This is a genomic window from Brevibacillus sp. SIMBA_040, from assembly GCF_046535075.1.
Lineage (GTDB): Bacteria > Bacillota > Bacilli > Brevibacillales > Brevibacillaceae > Brevibacillus.
The window spans coordinates 138,970-154,011 of sequence record NZ_JAWRXI010000010.1 but is presented as its reverse complement, the minus strand read 5'-3'; the positions used below and the strand labels follow the sequence as shown (position 1 = coordinate 154,011).

Here is a 15,042-nt window from a genome sequence, read left to right as displayed (position 1 = left end):
TAGGATGAGCGCTTTTTCTCACAGTCACTGAAAGGGTGGAATCTGAATGATTAGTCAACTTTCTTGGAAAGTTGGAGGACAGCAAGGGGAGGGCATCGAGAGTACTGGTGAGATTTTCTCGATGGCGATGAACCGGATGGGATATCATCTGTATAGCTATCGTCACTTCTCTTCCCGTATTAAGGGTGGACACACAAACAACAAAATTCGCGTGAGTACACAACCTATGCGCGCGATCTCCGACGATCTGGACATTCTCGTTGCGTTCGATCAGGAGACGATCGATTTTAACGGGCATGAATTGCGCGAAGGCGGTATTATCATCGCCGACGCCAAATTTAACCCAAAGCTGCCGGACGGCTTGAAGCCAGTTCGCTTCTTCACTGTACCACTTTCTGAAATTGCAGATGAGCTGGGTACTTCCCTGATGAAGAACATGGTGTCGATCGGTGCGTCCAGTGCGATCCTCGGCATCCCAGTGGAAAGCTACCGAGTCATTGTTGAAGATATGTTCCTCCGTAAAGGCGAAAAAGTGGTTGAAAAGAACATGGATGCCATTCGCCGCGGATTTGAATTTGTTAATGAATTGACAGGTGGTCAACTGCCAGAGTTCCAATTGGACAAAGCAGATCCACAAAAGCAATTGTTCCTGATCGGTAACGATGCAATCGCTCTTGGGGCTGTAGCAGCAGGCTGCCGCTTCATGCCAGCTTACCCAATTACCCCAGCATCTGAAGTAATGGAATATCTGATCAAAAAACTGCCTAAATTGGGCGGTACGGTTATCCAAACAGAAGACGAGATCGCTGCGATCACAATGGCAATCGGTGCAAACTTTGCTGGTGCTCGTTCCTTGACTGCATCTGCAGGTCCTGGTCTGTCCTTGATGATGGAAGCAATCGGTCTGGCTGGTATCACTGAAACACCAGTTGTAATCGTAAACACTCAGCGTGGTGGTCCTTCTACAGGTATGCCAACCAAAATTGAGCAATCCGACGTGAATGCTATGATTTATGGTACACACGGTGATATTCCTAAAGTAGTTATCACTCCTAGCACAGTAGAAGAGTGCTTCTACGATGCAGTGGAAGCGTTTAACATTGCGGAAGAATACCAACTGCCAGTAATCCTGATGACAGACCTTACTCTGTCGCTGGGTAAACAAACGGTTGTTCCTTTTGACTACAGCCAAGTAGAAATCCGTCGTGGTAAACTACTTGCTGGACAAGAATTGCCAGAAAAAGAGCAAAACGATCTGTTCAAGCGTTATGAAGTAACGGAAGACGGCGTTTCTCCTCGTGTAATTCCTGGTCAAAAATATGGTCTGCACCATGTAACGGGTGTTGAGCATGATCAAACTGGTCGTCCATCTGAGAATGCTGCAAACCGTATCCAACAAATGGATAAACGTATGCGCAAAATGGAAGGCGTCCTGAAAATGTTCAAAAACCCTGTAACAGCTGACGCTCCACATGATGATGCGGATGTTCTTGTTGTGGGTATCAACTCCACGATCGGTACTATTCAAGAAGCAAAAGGTCGTTTGGAGAAAGAGGGCATGAAAGTTAACCATGCTCAAATCCGTTTGCTGCATCCATTCCCTGCTGAAGAAATGAAAGCACTCGTGGATAAAGCGAAAAAAGTAGTTGTGGTAGAACACAACGCTCAAGCACAAGTAACTAACTTGATCAAACAACACATTGGAAACGCAGAGAAAATCGAATCCGTGTTGAAATATGACGGGAACCCATTCCTGCCGAAGGAAATCTATGCTGAAGTGAAGGAGCTGGTTAAACATGGCGACTATGAAAGAGTTTCGAAATAACGTTAAGCCAAACTGGTGCCCAGGCTGTGGAGACTTCTCCATCCAAGCAGCGATTCAACGCGCTGCAGCTAACGTAGGTCTGGAACCTGAAAATCTGGCGGTTATTTCCGGTATCGGTTGTTCCGGTCGTATCTCCGGCTACATCAACTGCTATGGTTTCCACGGTATCCATGGTCGTTCCTTGCCAATCGCACAAGGTGTGAAAATGGCTAACCGTGAACTGACAGTTATCGCTGCTGGTGGAGACGGTGATGGATTTGCAATCGGTATGGGTCATACTGTACACGCAATCCGTCGTAACATGAACGTAACTTACATCGTAATGGATAACCAAATCTACGGTCTGACAAAAGGTCAAACCTCCCCGCGTTCCGCGACTGGTTTCGTGACCAAGTCTACACCGGCAGGTTCCATCGAGTCCTCCATTTCACCTGTTGAATTGGCGCTGTCTGTTGGTGCAACATTCGTTGCTCAATCTTTCTCCAGCGATCTGAAGGGCTTGACTGAACTGATTGAAAAAGGTATCCAGCACGAAGGCTTCTCTCTGATCAACGTATTCAGCCCTTGTGTAACGTACAACAAGGTAAACACTTACGACTGGTTTAAAGAGAACATCGTTCCTATTGACACAATCGAAGGCTACGATCCACATGACCGTATCAAGGCTATGTCTACTTCTATGCAATACAAAGGTCTGGTCACTGGTCTGATCTATCAAAATACAGAACAAAAACCTTACGAAGCACTCGTTAACGGATTTAAAGCAGAAGGCTTGGCTAACCAAGACGTCCGCTTGTCCGAAGAAGACTTCGCAAAACTGGTTGCAGAATTTGCGTAAGGTTTCGAAGAAAAACCTCTCCCTTTGTGGAGAGGTTTTTTTGTTGAGATAGAATCTTTTTTATGACTCCCTGCCACGCCATTGTCGATACACCAGCATGACGAGGAAAAAAACGACGAGCTGTCCAAACAGAGGGTACAAAAACCGAAGCAACGAACTAAAGCCAACAAAGCTGATGAAATAACTGATACCCAGTATGCCTAAAAGAATGGTGGGTCCACGTAACCGAGTGACCTGACGAATCTGTTCTGAGAGACCAAATACATTCGCGACGAGTGTTGAAAAGATTTCCGCGTACACAAGCAAAGAAAATAACAGAGGAATTCCTTTTCCCGCTCCTTGCAACAGAGCAATCATGGGCATTTCCGCTCGCTGAATACCGGGCATATTTGCCGACAGGGAAGAGTATGCGAGCAGCAGCAATAAACCAATGCCTAAACCTCCGATTATCCCTCCTGCAATCAAAGGCTTCTCGTTTTTACTATGTCTGCCGATTGGAATAAGAACTGCTTGTGTAAGTGACACGTTTAAGGCAACATAGTAGAGAGGAGAACTCAGCCATGCCAAGGGTCGTAGAGACTCTAAAGTGACAGAGGTATTTTCCCAGGGCTTTGTGTACAAAAAGACGAGGAAAGTAAAGGCAATGAGAGCCGGAACAAAGATACTGTTTACATGATGGATTGCAAACAAGCCTTTTCTCGTGACGAAAAAAATCATGATCATACTTATCCAAATGCCGAGCTGAGGAGACAGTTGAAACGACTCCATGAAAATGGCCCCTGTCGCAGCTAGCATCACTGAGGTTGTGCCCAGCAATACGGTAAGCAAAAGCGTATTGAATACCGTTCCAAAGGGATGTCCAAAAAGATACGTGCTTACTTCTTGATAGGAATTGGCCTGAGTTCGATAGGAAATAAGCATGATTTGTATGCCTGCCCATGCGAAAAGAGCTGTAGCCAATAGAATTCCAACCAAGCCCTGGGTTCCATATTGAACAAAAAACTCAACAATCTCTTTTCCAGAGGCAAAACCGGCTCCGACGACTGTTCCAATATACGTAAAAGCGATTTGCCAAGCGGCTCTCCATGATCCTTGCATCTCCTACCTCCTGTCCCACCTTATTCCATCCTATGAGAAGGAGTGAAGCGAATATGCGCTTTACCGTGTTAGGCTATCAATCTCCTTATCCAGGTCCTGGTGGAGCAACTCCAGGATATTTGGTTGAGACCGATGAAGTACGACTTCTGATTGATTGTGGCAGTGGTGTGCTCGCGCAAGCAGGGAAGCATCTGCCCATCTATGATTTGGACGCCTTGCTTTTGTCTCACTATCATCACGACCACATAGCAGATATCGGAGTCCTGCAATACGGTCTCATGGTTCATCAATTGTTTGGACAACGCCCGGCAGACCGTCCGCTTCCCATTTACGCTCCAGAAGCACCAGCTGAGAATGTGCAGGCCCTTACATACCGAGATGCAACTCGTTTTCACCCGGTCAACGAGCAGACAAGTCTGACGATTGGTGACGTAACGATCATGTTTTTACGAACGGATCATGGAGACGGTGATCCTTGCTACGCGATGAGGCTGGAGTCAAAGGGGCGCGTTATCGTATACGGAGCGGATAGTGGTCCAGGAACGAAGTGGGCAGCATTTGCAGAGGGGGCCGATTTATTTATTTGTGAAGGCACGTACCTTGATCACAACAAGCCTCAAATACCAAATGGCCACTTGTCTGTACGAGATGCTGCTGAGCTGGCAGAATCGCTCTCCTGCGGCTCTCTGTTGATTACGCATCTTTTCCACGGCTATGAGGAGGCTGACGTCGTGGCGCAAGCAGTGGCCTATCAGAGCGGCACCTGCTACGTCGCAAGAATTGGGCTTCAAATTGAATTAACTACGTAAAAAAGGATGGTAGAGAGGAGATAAGTAATGTTTCCAAACGTATTGGAAGTTGCACGAAAATTGATTCGCGAACGTGTCCGTGAAGGGGAAACGGTCATTGATGCAACGATGGGAAATGGAAATGACACCTTGTTCCTCGCTCAGTTGGTTAAGGAGGAAGGAAAGGTCATCGCCTTTGATATCCAGCCGCTCGCCATTGAGAAGACGAAAGAGCGTTTGGAGCGAGAAGGAGTCGCTGACTGGGTCGAAATGAAATTGGCGAGTCATGAAGAGATTGAAAAGCTGGAGGGAAGCGCCGGAGCCATCATGTTTAATCTAGGTTATCTGCCAGGTGGCGATAAAGAGATTACCACACAAGCTGAGAGTACCATTCATGCGATTCAATCGGGCTTGAATGTGCTTCGGCCAGGTGGCATTATGACGGTCATGATTTACTGGGGGCACACTGCGGGAGAAGTCGAGAAGGATGCTGTAGAATCCTTTTGTCATGAGCTGAGCCAATTGGAGTTTCTCGTCCTGAAGTATCAGTATATCAATCAGCAGAACCAGGCTCCTTTTTTATTGGCGATTGAGCGTCGCTCTGAATAAGTAGAAAAGGAAATAATCTTTCCCGGGCAAGCGCAGGTTACGACATCACTTGCGAAAAATAGGCACGCCCTTGTCGATTACGGCACATACCCTATGTTGAGGAATGGAGCAAGGGGGATCTTTGTGGACAGAATCGGCATTATGTTAGATTGGGGCATTATGCAGAGAGGGATTAATGGAGACAAGTCTTACGAGCACCTACCTTATTATGTGGAAATCGGAAAAGAGCTTGGACTCGAGCCGGTATTCTTTCACCCCCGCCATGTACTTCCTGGCGATGAAAAGGTGAAGGGTTTTTTTTGGAACGGCAACAGGTTAATTCCACGTTTGGTCCATATCCCGCGCGTGATTCACAATCGAGTGCTGACTGGCGATGGAAGATCACGAAGTACCATCCAGCGTCTAAGTAGAAAAAAGACGGTTTTCAATGGATTGGTGGTGCGGGATAAACGAAAAGTGCATCAGATGCTTTGGAAGAACCAGCAGATTCGTGAGCATTTGCCACACACGGTACCTTATTCGAGTGAACAGCTTCGACAGTTCCTTGATAAATACCGGATTGTGTATGTCAAACCATCAATCGGTTCAGTAGGGATTGGTGTCGCTCGCATTGAGCGGCACGGAAATGAATACCGTTTTATTTCATCCAAAAAGCAACGAAGCTTGACTCGTAATCAGCTGCTTGCGGTTGTTCGCAAATGGGTGGGAAATAAACGCTTTTTAATTCAACAAGGAATCCCGCTGGCTCGTTATCGCGGCAAGACGTTTGATATTCGCGTGTCTGTACAGAAGAATGGGGACCGGGAGTGGACGGTAAGCGGCTTGGTCGCCAAAGTGGCCAATCAGCAAAATAAGCTGAGCAATCTGTCTCGAGGGGGCAGAGCCGTTCCCTTGACAGAGGCGATCGCAGAAACCTTCCCGCCTGAGGCACATCCGCAGATCGTGGAGAAAATCAGTGAGGCGGCCGTGAAGATCGCGAAGCAGTATAGCGACCATTTTCAATCATTAGCGGATTTAGGTATGGACATGGGGATTGATGACCAGGGTAATCCATATTTAATTGAAGTGAACGTGAGAGATCAGCGATACTCTTTTTTCAAAGCGGGAGAAAAGGCCATGTTTAAACAAACCTATCGCCATCCAATGGAATACGCACACACGTTGATGTATGAACAAAAGGCACGTAAGAATCGGCAGCTAGCTTAACAGACGAATAATAGGCACACACGAAAAGCAGACAAACAACATGGATGTCTGCTTTTTTGTGCCAGAATGAATGCTCCAACAAGAGCGAGATGGGAGAGAAGAGAGTACCATGCTGAAAGTAAAGAGGATTATCTGGATAGTCATCGTGCTTGTCGTCGTACTGACGCCTTTTGTTTATGTACAGGCAAACAAACTAATCTATGCAAGCAGAGTGACGGAGCACTTGCTGGAAAAAGAAAAAATGCAGCCAGAGCAAATACAGTCAGTGAAAGGTGAATGGAGCAAAAAGCTTCCTCCGTTTTGCGCAATTGTCGTATTCGCAGATGAGCCAGAAGTGGAGTATGTATACTTTGCGCACAATGAAGTGATTCAGTTCGGATATCGCTTGACAGAAGAAGGGAAAAAGCAGGGATTGGAGGAACGGGATTTAAAGCATCGGAAAACCTTGGAGGAACAACAAAATGGGTAGTCAATTAGAAAAGGACGGTGGGCACTTGTGATTGCCCCCGTCTTGGGTGTGCTAAGTTTCTATTTTATTGCGGTTGATGAGTATCTGATGATGGGAACGGCAAATTCCGAAAATGCCGATACGCCAATGCCAAAATCGATTTTCGCGTAAGAATCCCTTGGAAGTATTGATTATCATCAACGATACACACGAAGGGGTGATTGATCGACACCTCGAGTGCCTTCATGAATTCGTCACTGTCCTTCAGACGGGGCATTTTGGTATCCATAACTTCATCGACGGTATGTTCAGACATCTGTTCCAATTCAAATCGTTCCAGGCCAAGCGTCTTGTTCATAATCATATTGGTGCTGATCAATCCATGCAAATGGTACTGATGGTCCAAAACAGGTATAGCGGAGTAGCCGGATTTGATGAGTACGAGCAGAGCATGTTCCAGTGAATTGCCTAATTGCACATGAGCTACTTTCGTCGAGCTAATAATCAAATCTTTGATAGGCGTATGTAACAACGGATTATCTTGATTCATTAGATCAACCACCTTTTCTGTCATCTATGGAAGCCGCGCAGGCTGCCTGTGGTTCTCTTCTATGATACCGTATGCCGGGAGTAAACGATAGGTCTACATAAAAAATCCATCCAGGTAAAGAGCCAAATAGCAGGCCCAGGAGACCGAAAAAAACCCGGCTCAAAGGCCAGGCAAGTAATCGAGGTGTGGAACAATTGTTGTCCCTACCTTTAGTATGCAAGATCAGCATATACTTTACATTAGGATTTTGAAGGAAACAAAGCCGTGAATCTTTACGCCTTGTGTGTTTCTGTCTGCATGACCCGCTTTGGCTTTTGGCTTACGCGGCTTGTCCAGTACGAGACGAGCGTATGCTTATACAAAAAGATACAGAGTGGCGGTGTAATTACAAACATCGCGATCATCAGAACAGGCGTTGACCAATCCAAACGGAAAATCACATAGCTTTCCAATAAAAACAAAATAAGCGGATGGACGAGATAGATTGCCATGTTTTGTTTGGCCAGACTCGATAGCCAGTGAGCCATTGCCGGCAGCTTCCCGAGGTAGCGGGACAGCGAATAAAAGCTGATGAGAAAGCTCAGGGTATACACCAAATACAGCGGATCAAAAATATTTAGGCTCTCCAGATAGGTCTTGGATCCAGTCAAATAGTTAAGCATAATCCACCCGCCAGAAGCGAGTGTAAGGAAATGGGCGAGATAACGCAGCTTATGTGTCCACGTACGCCATTTTTCCAGGTTCAACCCGGCATATGCACCTAGCGAGAATGTAAACAGGTACATGTGCACATAATTTTGTCCCGCAATATACGTGTGCTGGACGAGTGTGAGAAACGAATTGGCTGACCAGTCAATGCTCCAGAGCGGATTGATAAACAGGCAGTAGTACAGCACATACAGCCCCATCTGACCGAAGAAAATCAAAGTTACAATACGAAAGCTCAAATATTTCTCAAACCACGGCTTGACGAGGCAAAACAGCAAATTGAGCTGCAAATATAGCGGGATGTAGTACAAGTGATAAAAAGCGCTTCCAGTAAACAGGCTATGAAAAAAAGGATAAGCCAGTTCAACCGGGTCAATGCTTTGCAGTTTAAATCCGGTAAATATGGCTGTCCAGATCACATAAGGAAGCACGATAACGCGCCAGCGCTTTGTCCAGAAGGCTCTCCAGTCCATTTGCCGGTCTTCATGCCAATAAAACAACAGCATTCCGGTTGCAAAAATGAACAAGGAGCGTCCAAACCTGAGCAAAATCAACAATACGGCTTCGATGTCTTCGTTCCATGGATAGTCTTTTTGGTTGGCAATAAAAAAGCCGAGAATATGAATTGCCAACACAGTACATGCCCCAAAAACAAAAAGGGCATTCAGATCCTGAAACGTCCCCTTTCGATCGCTATTCATATATCCTCCAAGATTTTTGCCAATCGCGGACAAATTGCATCCTGGAATGGCTTCTGATCCAATGAGCCCTTTATTCCGGCAAACGCCAATCTGATGCGGCCAGTTCTTTTGCGGTGTAAGCGAACAGGCGCAGGCGATTTGCCAAATGATGACGAGACTCACCTACGAGCTCCTCTTGCACCGTAAAAGGAGTTGGTGTTACGGGCCATTGTGTGCGAATGGCAGCAAGTAAGCGCTTTTTTACATCATCTACAGTGACGGCTTGATGAGTCAAGCTGGCGATGCTGCCGATCGTAGATGCATCAATATGAGGAATCGGCTTGTGGTTGTCCATTTCGTGAAGCCCAGCCAGCTTGTAGAACCGTTCCATCCATTCCCCGCGTGGTCTGTCGTCTACGTTGATACAGAGCTGTAGAATGGAGCCGAAGCGTGTGCGACGCTGTGCCATTCCTCCGATTTTTTTTCCGAGAATCGAAAAGTCATATTCCCCAGCACAGTAAGATCCAGCAACCTCTCCGAACTGCAGAGTTCCATAGTCACGTAATCCGACGTGCAGCAGATCTGCAACAAAAGCAAAAAACGAATCAATTGAAATCGCCGTATCCGGCAACAAACAGGCCAGATTGAGAACTCCTGCGTCGAGCGGTACACAGGCGCCTCCAGACGATCTCAAGACGCATCCAAAGCCATCCAAACCAAACTGATGCAAAGCTTTCTCCAGATGAGGCAGCTTGGCGTCTCTGCGCCCCAGATAGAGGGCTTGATCGTAGACCCATAGATGGATGACAGGTGAGGAGGAAGCGTTTTGCATGCTTGCTGTCAGTGCTTCATCTCGGATCAATGGCTCGAGTGGACTTTCCTGATAAGTACCCGAGTCCATCCAACGAAAAGGCTGATTGACAGAAAATGACATAAATAAGCTCCTTCACAGGACAAGAATAGGTACCATTATACAACTGAAGTGTGTTCATTTCTAGGTTTTTGCGTTCCTTTTTTCTGGATGGAATAAGTTGCTTAAGGTGAATGGGGAAAAAAGAACGCCCGACACATCATTTTTGAGTGTGTCGGGCGTTGCTTCCTGCGAGTTACTTCACTTCTTTAAAGGAGAAATTATCAAGGTACGTCATTTTGCGAGGAGCATCCTCAGTTGCGTCCTCTTGCAAGTACAGACCTAGCTTCGTACCTTCTTGTTTTACTTGCTGCTGACCGAACAAATATTGATCGTTGATATAAATGGAGACTGTGCTTCCTTTAACAACAACCTTCAAGCGGTTTGAAGACTTCAGCTTGTAAGAGCCAGAAGCGATTACATCGATGTCATCTTTTTCTACGTCTTTCACCTTGCCGAGGTAGACGCGATCTTTGGTGAGGTATACGACATTTGCTTTACCGTCCTTGCCATTGAAGAAGAGCCCGCCAAGACCATTAGTACCTACTACGTTTACATCAACAGACAATTCGTAGTTCTCAGGGTTTGCAGATTCTTCCCAGATGAGTGGCAGCAAGAAATGATCCAAATCATCGTCAGTGGAAACAGCCGTGACTTGTTTGTTGATTACTCCCCAGTTGCCATCTGCATTTTTGGTATCCCAATTTTTTAGATTGCTGTCAGAAAACGAGTCGGAGATGCTGATTGGTTGTGGCTTCGGTTGTTCTGGATTCGGGAAAACCACTTTCGTTTCATCGCCATCCCGGTTGATCAGAGCTCGATAGAGAAGCGATGCCGCTTCAGCACGAGTGATCGGGTCTTGTGGACGGAAGTAGTTGTTATTTCCTTTCATCAGATCCGTTTGGATAGCGATTGCGATATAAGAACGCAATGCTGGCGAAATGTCATCCGAATCACGGAACTTTTTCAATTGATTCATATCGGCTTTGTATTTTTTGTCATAGCCGAGCAGTCGGACCAGAGCGACAGCGATGTCTTCGCGTACGGCAGAGTTATCAGGCTTGTAAGTATAGGTAGAGCCTGATTTATAGCCAGTCAAGTAAGGCTTGGCGTATTCCACATAGTAGAATGCCCAATGGGATTTTGCTACATCTTTAAACGTTTGGCTAACAGATCTTTTGTCAATATCAACATCCGCTGCGGCAATCATGATCTTCGCAAATTCTGCGCGTGTCACTTCATTGTTTGGGCGGAAAGTTCTGTTGTCGTATCCTTTTATGATCCCTTTTTCGGCCATTTCTGTGATCTCTTTATACGCCCAGTGATTACGTGGGACGTCAGAGAACGAAGGAGAAGCGGCACCTGCGAATGGGATGACAGTCAGGAACATTAACACCGATAGGAATAGGGTTAGTGCTCTTTTCATGTTAACCTCCTCATATTTGCTGGTTGATTTCTGTCTCGCAGTTATTCAGACGCTGGGTGGGATTGGAATGTTGCAGGGGACAAGTTCATTTTGTAAAAAATAGGAGAAAAGACGGAGGAAGTTGCCCGGTAAGAAGGAGTTGAATCCAGTTCTAAGGAAGAAGTACTCACTGGTGAGACTAAGGAAGGGTGAGGAAAATGATGCTAAAGGCTTGTATTTTTGACTTGGATGGAACCCTGCTGGATCGGGACGGGTCATTACCCGCTTTTTTGGAGCGACAACACGAACGGTATTTTAATGCGCTTGGATCTATCCCGCTTGATGTCTATCAGCAACGATTTATCGAATTGGATCAGCGTGGATATGTGTGGAAGGATGTCGTTTACCAGCAACTGCTTGAACAGTTTCAGGTAGATAAAATTGACGCCGATACATTGCTTCACGACTATGTCGAACATTTTCATTTGGACTGTCGAGCATTTCCAGGGGTGCATGAGACGCTGCAGCAATTGCAGGACAACGGCATTTTGCTCGGAATGATTACCAACGGACGGACACAGTTTCAGCGAAAAAACTTTCAAGCAATCGGAATTGAAAAGTACTTTCAAGTGATTCTTATTTCAGAGCAGGAGGGAATCGCTAAACCTGCAGCAGAAATATTCGAGAAAGCGCTCCGATTGCTTAACGTGAAGGCGGATGAGACTATTTTCGTAGGGGATCACCCAGCAAACGACGTACAAGCAGCACGTGCGGTCGGTATGAAGGGTATCTGGAAACGAGACGATTATTGGCCTGAGCCCGCAGAGACAGACGGCATCATCGTTCAGATTCCAGAGCTGCTCGCACACATAGACGAGATAGAAAAAAGAATCAGACTTTCGAACGAAAAATAGTGGGATAGCCAACTACAAACGTACCGACGAGCTACCTACGTCCGTGGGCAATGATTACTTATATCTGGCACCCCTTTAAAGTCCCGATGGCAAATATCCTTTATATAGAAGAACTCCGTAGCAGGTATGGATGTATAAGTCGCCAGTATTTCCCTAAATCATCACATTCCGCTTCCGGGGAGGCCAGCTCTTTTGCTTGTATATCCGTACATATTTTGCCTCATTATGCATTAGCTTTTGTATGGCCCAAAATGATATAATTATTTATTGGTAATGAATGATGATAATTCTACTGAGGTGATACATGATGAAGGAAACAAAAGAGGCGACTCCGGACTTAAAATCCGCTAAGTCTCCGAAAACAACGGCGGATTTTGCAAAATACTTCCAACCCCCTTCCTTGAAGGATGCGAAAAAGCGCGGAAAAGAAGAAATACAGGTCCACTACGATTTCATGATCCCAGAGGATATGCAAGGGATTGGGAAAGGGAAGCGTTATCACGTCCGCACATACGGCTGTCAGATGAATGAGCATGACTCGGAGACGATCTCCGGTATTTTGCAGCAAATGGGCTACACGTCTACGGATGATGTAGAGGATGCTGACGTCATTCTGTTTAATACCTGTGCGATCCGCGAGAACGCAGAGGATAAAGTGTTTGGTGAGCTGGGACACATGAAGCGGCTCAAAAACAATAATCCAAACCTGATTCTCGGCGTTTGCGGCTGTATGTCACAGGAAGAAAAGGTAGTTAATAAAATCCTGAAAAGCTACACACAGGTCGACCTGATTTTTGGTACGCATAACATTCACCGTCTGCCTGAACTGCTGAAAGATGCGATGTTCAGTAAAGAAATGGTGATTGAGGTATGGTCCAAGGAAGGCGACATCGTCGAAAATATGCCCAAATTGCGTGAAGGAAATACAAAGGGCTGGGTTAATATTATGTATGGCTGTGACAAGTTCTGTACGTACTGCATCGTGCCATATACCCGAGGAAAAGAGCGCAGTCGTCGCCCGGAAGATGTCATTGCCGAAGTGCGCGATCTTGCTCGCCAAGGGTTTAAGGAAATTATGCTGCTCGGACAGAATGTCAATGCCTACGGTAAAGATTTTGAAGATATTCAGTATGGCTTTGGCGACCTCTTGGATGAAATCCGGAAAATTGATATTCCGCGTATCCGCTTTACAACTAGCCATCCAAGAGATTTTGATGACCACCTGATCGAAGTACTTGCTCATGGCGGTAACTTGGTAGAGCAAATTCACTTGCCAGTGCAATCGGGCTCTACTGAGGTTCTCAAGCGCATGGCCCGCAAATACTCGCGTGAACATTACTTGGAGCTGGTTCGTAAAATTAAGGCGGCGATACCGAACGTCTCCTTATCTTCCGACATCATTGTTGGCTTCCCTGGTGAAACCGACGAGCAATTTGAAGAGACGATATCGTTGGTAGAGGAAGTGCGTTACGATTTTGCCTACACCTTCATTTATTCGCCGCGGGAAGGCACGCCTGCAGCAGTCATGGAGGACAACGTACCGATGGAAGTGAAAAAACAGCGTCTGTATCGTTTGAATGAGGTGCTGGGACGCATTAGCCTGGAGCAAAATAAAAAGCTTCAGGATCAAGTGCTAGAGGTACTCGTGGAAGGCGAATCGAAGAACAATCCGGATGTGCTTGCTGGTCGCACACGCACGAACAAGCTGGTCCATTTTACTGGCGATAAGTCGTTGATCGGACAGTACGTGCACGTAAAAATTAACGATGCAAAAACGTGGACACTCCACGGTGAAATTGTTACTAAAGTTGAGGTGTAATTGAGATGGAACAAACAAACCTGTACACACAAAAAGAAATTCTCGACAAGGCACGCGAATTGGCTGCCATGATCTCGCGCACGAATGAAGTAGATTTCTTCAAACGCGCTGAGCTGCAAATCAAGCACAACGAACGCGTTCAAGATTTAATTGATAAACTGAAACAAAAGCAGAAGCAGATGGTCATGTTTGAATCCATCAACAAGACTGAACTGGTGAAAAAGGTGGAAGGCGAATACAACCAGCTCCACGAAGAATTGGATTCCATTCCGGTTGTTAACGAGTTCAAGCAGTCACAGGTAGATGTGAACGATCTCTTGCAGATGGTGACCAATGTGATCACCAATACCGTGTCAGAGCGCATCATCTTAGATACTGGCGGAAATCCGTTGACAGGTGAAACGGGCGGCGGACCGGAGAAGAAAAATAATGGGGGCTGCTGCTCCTAAAAATCGTCTATACAATAGAAGAGTGTGACTAAAGCGGTCGTGATGAGTTACCAAACAAGTTTCCCAAAATAAGGTGGGTGTTTGCACCCTAGCCGAATGCCCTGCATACAAATGTACAGAAACGTTGTATGGAGGAGGTAACGAAATGTCGGGTACAGACAAAGATCTGCAATGCCGGGAACTCATCGCGAAAGCTGTCTGCGGTAAAGGCCATAAATTCTCTACTACCACCCACACCATCATACCGTCGCAAACTCCTTCGACGATCCTCGGATGCTGGATTATAAACACGAACTTCCAGGCAGAGAAAGTCGGAGACGCGGTTGAAGTATCTGGTACGTGTGACGTCAACCTGTGGTTCTCGTTTGCAAATAACACGCAAACCGAAGTCAAGCGGGAAACTGTAAAGTTCTCCGTACTCGTTCCGCTAACGTTCTTCGACAAAAACTGCAGAGGCGATCTTGAAATTGTCGCTCGCGCCGTGGAACAGCCGAAGTGCGTAAAAGCTGAGTTGAGTGGAGGCGGCACAATCACAGTCAAGGTTGAAAGCGAATTTGCGGTAGAAATCATTGGCGAAACAAAAGTATGCGTTGTTGTCTGCAATAGTTGCGATGAAAAGGATTTTCATATGTTAGGCGACTACGAAGATAACAGTGACGAATTTGATGACTTTGATTCAGCCACAATGCTCGACGAGCTTGACTAAAGAGGAGAGTTACATCTCCTCTTTTTCTTTTGTCTTTTTTAAGGTAATTCCTCCAATTGAGCATGGTGGATTATCCAGCCTCACTCTTT

General features: G+C 46.1%; 15 protein-coding genes. 10 read left to right on the top strand and 5 right to left on the bottom strand.

The window, feature by feature from the left end:
• Window positions 1–46 precede the first annotated feature (46 nt).
• Both SB752_RS18400 and SB752_RS18395 read left to right on the top strand, forming a co-directional pair.
• Entirely contained in the window at window positions 47–1,825 is a 1,779-nt protein-coding gene (locus SB752_RS18400; protein ID WP_410717052.1) for a 2-oxoacid:acceptor oxidoreductase subunit alpha, read from the top strand.
• Window positions 1,797–2,663: a 2-oxoacid:ferredoxin oxidoreductase subunit beta gene (locus SB752_RS18395; protein WP_410717051.1), complete on the top strand. Its 867-nt coding sequence runs from the start codon at window positions 1,797–1,799 to the stop codon at window positions 2,661–2,663. The genes SB752_RS18400 and SB752_RS18395 overlap by 29 nt, the downstream gene beginning before the upstream one ends.
• Window positions 2,664–2,723: 60 nt before the next feature.
• On the opposite strand, the gene SB752_RS18390 is transcribed toward SB752_RS18395, so the two are convergent.
• Window positions 2,724–3,761, bottom strand: a complete 1,038-nt coding sequence (locus tag SB752_RS18390; protein ID WP_410717050.1) for a YkvI family membrane protein — start codon at window positions 3,759–3,761, stop codon at window positions 2,724–2,726.
• Window positions 3,762–3,814: 53 nt separating this feature from the next.
• Between SB752_RS18390 and SB752_RS18385 the strand changes: the two genes are divergently transcribed.
• The 4 genes from SB752_RS18385 to SB752_RS18370 all read left to right on the top strand — a co-directional run bounded on the left by SB752_RS18385 (window position 3,815) and on the right by SB752_RS18370 (window position 6,833).
• Window positions 3,815–4,570: an MBL fold metallo-hydrolase gene (locus tag SB752_RS18385; RefSeq protein WP_410717049.1), complete on the top strand. Its 756-nt coding sequence runs from the start codon at window positions 3,815–3,817 to the stop codon at window positions 4,568–4,570.
• Between the two features lie 27 nt (window positions 4,571–4,597).
• Window positions 4,598–5,158 carry a tRNA 5-(aminomethyl)-2-thiouridylate-methyltransferase MnmM gene (gene mnmM / locus SB752_RS18380; protein ID WP_410717048.1) on the top strand — a complete coding sequence of 187 codons (561 nt, stop codon included), beginning with the start codon at window positions 4,598–4,600 and terminating at the stop codon, window positions 5,156–5,158.
• A gap of 123 nt (window positions 5,159–5,281) precedes the next feature.
• Window positions 5,282–6,364 (top strand): YheC/YheD family endospore coat-associated protein, encoded by a 1,083-nt coding sequence (locus SB752_RS18375; RefSeq protein WP_410717047.1) that lies wholly within the window; start codon window positions 5,282–5,284, stop codon window positions 6,362–6,364.
• 109 nt (window positions 6,365–6,473) lie between these two features.
• Window positions 6,474–6,833 (top strand): DUF3139 domain-containing protein, encoded by a 360-nt coding sequence (locus tag SB752_RS18370; RefSeq protein ID WP_410717046.1) that lies wholly within the window; start codon window positions 6,474–6,476, stop codon window positions 6,831–6,833.
• 64 nt (window positions 6,834–6,897) lie between these two features.
• On the opposite strand, the gene cbpB is transcribed toward SB752_RS18370, so the two are convergent.
• The 4 genes from cbpB to SB752_RS18350 form a co-directional block, all read right to left on the bottom strand.
• Complete coding sequence (cbpB, locus tag SB752_RS18365; protein WP_103106034.1) at window positions 6,898–7,362, bottom strand: cyclic-di-AMP-binding protein CbpB; 465 nt, start codon at window positions 7,360–7,362, stop codon at window positions 6,898–6,900.
• Window positions 7,363–7,634: 272 nt separating this feature from the next.
• Window positions 7,635–8,933 carry an acyltransferase gene (locus SB752_RS18360; protein WP_410717045.1) on the bottom strand — a complete coding sequence of 433 codons (1,299 nt, stop codon included), beginning with the start codon at window positions 8,931–8,933 and terminating at the stop codon, window positions 7,635–7,637.
• Window positions 8,842–9,684, bottom strand: coding sequence for a lipoate--protein ligase family protein (locus SB752_RS18355; protein WP_410717044.1), 843 nt, complete (start codon window positions 9,682–9,684; stop codon window positions 8,842–8,844). Before SB752_RS18355 ends, SB752_RS18360 begins: the two co-directional genes overlap by 92 nt.
• Before the next feature lie 172 nt (window positions 9,685–9,856).
• Window positions 9,857–11,086, bottom strand: coding sequence for an S-layer homology domain-containing protein (locus SB752_RS18350; RefSeq protein WP_410717043.1), 1,230 nt, complete (start codon window positions 11,084–11,086; stop codon window positions 9,857–9,859).
• Window positions 11,087–11,283: 197 nt separating this feature from the next.
• On the opposite strand from SB752_RS18350, the gene SB752_RS18345 reads away from it, so the two are divergent.
• The 4 genes from SB752_RS18345 (at window position 11,284) to cotE (ending at window position 14,953) form a co-directional block, all read left to right on the top strand.
• Window positions 11,284–11,979 carry an HAD family hydrolase gene (locus tag SB752_RS18345; protein ID WP_410717042.1) on the top strand — a complete coding sequence of 232 codons (696 nt, stop codon included), beginning with the start codon at window positions 11,284–11,286 and terminating at the stop codon, window positions 11,977–11,979.
• Window positions 11,980–12,286: 307 nt separating this feature from the next.
• Entirely contained in the window at window positions 12,287–13,798 is a 1,512-nt protein-coding gene (gene miaB / locus SB752_RS18340; protein WP_410717181.1) for a tRNA (N6-isopentenyl adenosine(37)-C2)-methylthiotransferase MiaB, read from the top strand.
• 5 nt (window positions 13,799–13,803) lie between these two features.
• On the top strand, window positions 13,804–14,247 hold the full coding sequence (locus tag SB752_RS18335) for a YlbF/YmcA family competence regulator (RefSeq protein WP_410717041.1): 444 nt from the start codon (window positions 13,804–13,806) through the stop codon (window positions 14,245–14,247).
• A 145-nt stretch (window positions 14,248–14,392) separates the two neighbouring features.
• Window positions 14,393–14,953, top strand: coding sequence for an outer spore coat protein CotE (cotE, locus tag SB752_RS18330; protein WP_410717040.1), 561 nt, complete (start codon window positions 14,393–14,395; stop codon window positions 14,951–14,953).
• Window positions 14,954–15,042 lie beyond the last annotated feature (89 nt).

Excerpts from the sequence above, each read along its gene's own strand:
- SB752_RS18400 (WP_410717052.1), top strand. The coding sequence starts at position 47 with ATGATTAGTCAACTTTCTTGGAAAGTTGGAGGACAGCAAGGGGAGGGC.
- SB752_RS18395 (WP_410717051.1), top strand. The coding sequence starts at position 1,797 with ATGGCGACTATGAAAGAGTTTCGAAATAACGTTAAGCCAAACTGGTGC.
- SB752_RS18390 (WP_410717050.1), bottom strand. The coding sequence starts at position 3,761 with ATGCAAGGATCATGGAGAGCCGCTTGGCAAATCGCTTTTACGTATATT.
- SB752_RS18385 (WP_410717049.1), top strand. The coding sequence starts at position 3,815 with ATGCGCTTTACCGTGTTAGGCTATCAATCTCCTTATCCAGGTCCTGGT.
- mnmM (WP_410717048.1), top strand. The coding sequence starts at position 4,598 with ATGTTTCCAAACGTATTGGAAGTTGCACGAAAATTGATTCGCGAACGT.
- SB752_RS18370 (WP_410717046.1), top strand. The coding sequence starts at position 6,474 with ATGCTGAAAGTAAAGAGGATTATCTGGATAGTCATCGTGCTTGTCGTC.
- cbpB (WP_103106034.1), bottom strand. The coding sequence starts at position 7,362 with ATGAATCAAGATAATCCGTTGTTACATACGCCTATCAAAGATTTGATT.
- SB752_RS18355 (WP_410717044.1), bottom strand. The coding sequence starts at position 9,684 with ATGTCATTTTCTGTCAATCAGCCTTTTCGTTGGATGGACTCGGGTACT.
- SB752_RS18350 (WP_410717043.1), bottom strand. The coding sequence starts at position 11,086 with ATGAAAAGAGCACTAACCCTATTCCTATCGGTGTTAATGTTCCTGACT.
- SB752_RS18345 (WP_410717042.1), top strand. The coding sequence starts at position 11,284 with ATGATGCTAAAGGCTTGTATTTTTGACTTGGATGGAACCCTGCTGGAT.
- miaB (WP_410717181.1), top strand. The coding sequence starts at position 12,287 with ATGAAGGAAACAAAAGAGGCGACTCCGGACTTAAAATCCGCTAAGTCT.
- SB752_RS18335 (WP_410717041.1), top strand. The coding sequence starts at position 13,804 with ATGGAACAAACAAACCTGTACACACAAAAAGAAATTCTCGACAAGGCA.
- cotE (WP_410717040.1), top strand. The coding sequence starts at position 14,393 with ATGTCGGGTACAGACAAAGATCTGCAATGCCGGGAACTCATCGCGAAA.